The following is a 3,604-nucleotide window of genomic DNA, read 5'->3' on the forward strand; positions in this document are numbered from 1 at the left end:
GGCCGTATCTGCTCGGCGGGGCGTGGTGGCGGATCCTGCACGGGTGAGCGCGCGCGGCGGTGCGACGGGCGCCCGGTGCCGTGCGCCGACGCGCCGGTCAAGCCCGCACGGCACCGGGTCACCCGGCGGATAGCCTGAGCCAATGGCCGACCTCATCCGTCGCGTCACCGCGTGGGCCCTGTCGCTCCGCATCGTGCGCGCCTTCCTGGTCTACTCGGGCGCCCGCGGTCCCGCGTTGGCCGACAGCGTCACCTACCGCACGCTGTTCAGCCTCTTCGCCGCCGTCCTCATCGGTTTCTCGTTCGCGGCGATCTGGCTCTCGGGCAACCCCGACGCCCTCGCCGCGCTCGAGCGGTCGGTCAACAACGTCGTGCCCGGGCTGGTCGGTCCCGACGGCCTGCTCGACGTCAGCAGGCTCGACGCCCCCCGCGAGTTCACCGTTGCGGGCGTCATCGGTGCCCTCGGTCTTGTCGGTGCGGCCATCGGCGCGATCGGCACCCTGCGCACGGCTCTGCGTCAGATCGCCGGGGTCACCACCGACGACACCCTCCCGGTCCTGGTGATCCTGCGCAATCTCGCTGTCGCCGTCGGCATCGGCGTCGCCCTCGTCGGCGCCGCGGTCGTGACCTTCCTCGCCACGGCGGGACTGACCTTCGTCCGCGAACTGCTCGGGATCCCGGCCGACTCCTGGGTCAGCGCCGTTCTCACCTGGCTGATCTCGACGGCCGTCGTCCTGTTGCTCGACACGGCAGCCGTCGCCGTCGCCTTCGCTTCCCTGTCGGGGGTGAAGGCCCGCCGGAGCACGCTCATCCGCGGTGCCCTTCTCGGTGGCGTCGGTCTGGTCGTGCTGCAGCAGCTGTCGGGCCTCTTCGTGGGCGGTGCGGGCAACAATCCGCTGCTGACGACCTTCGCCTCGCTCATCGCGCTGCTGCTGTGGCTCAACCTGTCGAGCCAGGTCATCCTGCTCTCCGGCGCGTGGATCACGGTCGCCACCGAAGAGGACCACGACCGCGTCAAGGCGAAATACGGCGCCTCCACCCTGATCCAGTTCCGCGTCGCCCGCGCCGAGAAGGCGGTACGGGCGGCGACCGGAGAATTGGATGCCGCCCGCGCGGCCGAGAAGAAGGAACGCGAGACCCTCGCGGCCGCGGCGCAGAAGGCCGCCGCCGATGCCTGAGTCCGCGTCTGAAGCCCGCGAGAGCGCGCCTCGCGTCCCCGCGTACGAGGCCGACGCGGTCCGCGCCGCCGAGAAGCCCGCGCTCGCCGCCGGACTCCCGCTGATGCGGTGGGCCGCCTCGGCTCTCGCCGACGTCGTCGGCGCCGAGCTGCGAGCCCGCCCGGGGGCGATTCTCGTCATCGCCGGCGCGGGGGACAACGGCGGCGACGCCCTGTACGCGGCGGCCGAACTATGCGGCGTCGCCGACCGGGTCGACGTGGTCCTCGTCCGCGACCGGGTGCACCGCGCCGCCCTCGAGGCGGCCACCGCCGCGGGAGCCCGCGTGCGGTCGACGTCCGAGGCGTGCGCCGATCTCGCCGACTACACGGTCGTGATCGACGGCATCCTGGGCATCGGTCGCCTCGCCGACCGGCGACTGAGCGGCAGCGCGCGGGCGCTGGTCGAGCGCGTGCTGTCGCTACCGACGCGGCCGCGTGTCGTGGCGGTCGATCTGCCGAGCGGCCTGGACCCCGACGACGGATCCGCGGATGCCGCCGTCCTCCCCGCCGACGTCACCGTCACCTTCGGCGCCCTCAAGGCCGGTCTCGTGCGCGGTCGCGGGCCCGGCCTGGCCGGTCGCGTGCACCTTGTCGACCTGGGTCTGGACGCCGCGCTCCGCCTCGCGCGGCCCGCCCTGACCGCGCCGCTCGATCTCGTGCGCGTGTCGACGCCGGGATCCTCGGACGCGGTGGCTCAGCGCGCGTAGCGCTCGACGAACGTTCGCAGCAGTCGCGACGGAGCCGTCACCGGCGCGCGCCGTACCGCCGCGAGGGTGAGGTCGAGCTCGTCGGGACCGAAGTACCCGTACGACGCGTAGGCGTGGATGCGCGTGACGATGCCGTCGAGGTCGAGCTCGGGGTGGAACTGGGTGGCGTACACGTTCCGTCCGAGCCGGAACATCTGCACGGGGCAGGTGGGAGAGGATGCCAGCAGCTCCGCCTGGGGAGGAAGAGCGCTGATCGCCTCTTTGTGGCCGACGAAGGCGGTGAAGCCCTCGGGCAGGCCGGTCGTCAGCGCATCCGCGCGGCCCGCCGCCGTCAGGCGGATGTCGACGACGCTGATGGGCTCGGCGAAGGTTGCGTCGATCGGGGCGCCGAGGTGCGTGCCGAGGGTGCCGACGCCGTAGCAGGCGCCCAGGAACGGCGTGTCGCGGGCGACGACCTCGGCGACGAGCTCGGCCATCTCGGCCTCGACCCGTCGCTGCACCGCCGACTTCTTCTCGAGGGGGTCGGAGGCGTTGAAGGGGCTCCCGCCGACGAGGATGCCCGACACCTCGTCGAGGTCGAGCGGCGGCATCGGGTCGCGTTCGAGGCGCACGCGCAGGAGCCGCTCGGGGGAGAGCCCGGTGTACCGGAGGAAGAGCGCGTACTCCTCATCGGCCGGCAGGTCCTCGGCCCGCGTGGCCAGCAGGACGAAGGGGCGGTCGCCGGGGAGGTCCGTCGCAGTCACCCGAGCGATTTTAGGTCAGCGGTGTCAAGGCGCCGGGCGCTGCGGCGCCCGCGGTCTACGCTGGCGACATGGCTATCGCACGACTGACCGGAGGCCCGCTCGACGGGCAGGTCATCCCCCTCGAGAACGACTCCGACGACACGCTGATCATGCCCTACAGCGAGGGCCAGCTGGTCTACCGCCGCCAGGGCGAGGCGACGAACACCGGGGATGCCGACGGCCCCACCCAGAGCGTCTTCGTGTACGCCGAAGAGACCGAGGACATCAACCCCGACGGCTACGGGCGCGACGATTGAGCGCAGCCCCCGCGGGCGGGTCGAGCGTCGAGGTCGAGAAGAAGTACGACGTCGACGCCGACACGCCCCTTCCGGACTGGTCGACGCTGCCCGGCGTGGTGCGCGTCGGCGACGCTGAGCCGCGCGATCTCGACGCCCGGTACGTCGACACCCCCGACACCGCACTGGCGCGGGCGGGCGTGGCGGTGCGACGCCGCCGCGGCGGTCCCGACGAGGGCTGGCATGTCAAAGGCCCCCTCGAGCGAGGCGGTCGCCGCGAGACGCAGTGGCCGCTGGGTGACGTGACCGACGACGACGCCGACCCGGTGGTTCCCAAGGCAATCCAGGATGCCGTGTCCTCCCTCGCGCAGCCGCCCTTCCTGCCCCTCGCGCGGGTGCGCAACGCCCGCACGGCATACGCCCTGCTCGATGCCGAGGGCCGTGAGGTCGCCGAGTTCGTCGACGACCGGGTCCGTGCCCGCGACGAACGCCGCGACGCCGAATCGGCCTGGCGCGAGTGGGAGGTCGAGCTCGGTCCCGCCGCCCCCGCCGACGACGCCGAGCGCGCCGCGTTCTTCGCCGCCGTCGATGAGGCCGTCTTCGCCGCCGGCGGCCGGCCTGCGGCATCCGGCTCGAAACTGGCGCGCGCCCTCGGTCACTGACC

Annotated in this window: 5 protein-coding genes; 4 read left to right on the forward strand and 1 reads right to left on the reverse strand. The window is 73.1% G+C overall.

Translation table 11 applies throughout. The features are described 5' to 3' along the window. Positions 1 to 142 precede the first annotated feature (142 nt). Positions 143 to 1,177, forward strand: a complete 1,035-nt coding sequence (locus DBR36_RS16420) for a YihY/virulence factor BrkB family protein (protein ID WP_108320767.1) — start codon at positions 143 to 145, stop codon at positions 1,175 to 1,177. Beyond that, complete coding sequence (locus DBR36_RS16425) at positions 1,170 to 1,922, forward strand: NAD(P)H-hydrate epimerase (protein WP_108320768.1); 753 nt, start codon at positions 1,170 to 1,172, stop codon at positions 1,920 to 1,922. Before DBR36_RS16420 ends, DBR36_RS16425 begins: the two co-directional genes overlap by 8 nt. Here DBR36_RS16425 and DBR36_RS16430 read toward each other — a convergent pair. Next, entirely contained in the window at positions 1,910 to 2,665 is a 756-nt protein-coding gene (locus tag DBR36_RS16430; RefSeq protein WP_108320769.1) for a glutamine amidotransferase, read from the reverse strand. The two genes, DBR36_RS16425 and DBR36_RS16430, sit on opposite strands and share 13 nt — an antisense overlap. Before the next feature lie 68 nt (positions 2,666 to 2,733). Here DBR36_RS16430 and DBR36_RS16435 point away from each other — a divergent pair, with 68 nt between their 5' ends. Then, entirely contained in the window at positions 2,734 to 2,961 is a 228-nt protein-coding gene (locus DBR36_RS16435) for a response regulator (protein WP_108320770.1), read from the forward strand. Further along, entirely contained in the window at positions 2,958 to 3,602 is a 645-nt protein-coding gene (locus tag DBR36_RS16440) for a CYTH domain-containing protein (RefSeq protein ID WP_108320771.1), read from the forward strand. Before DBR36_RS16435 ends, DBR36_RS16440 begins: the two co-directional genes overlap by 4 nt. The last annotated feature ends 2 nt before the right edge of the window (positions 3,603 to 3,604 follow it).

Origin of the sequence: Microbacterium sp. HMWF026, assembly GCF_003061325.1 — a bacterium.
GTDB lineage: Bacteria > Actinomycetota > Actinomycetes > Actinomycetales > Microbacteriaceae > Microbacterium > Microbacterium testaceum_E.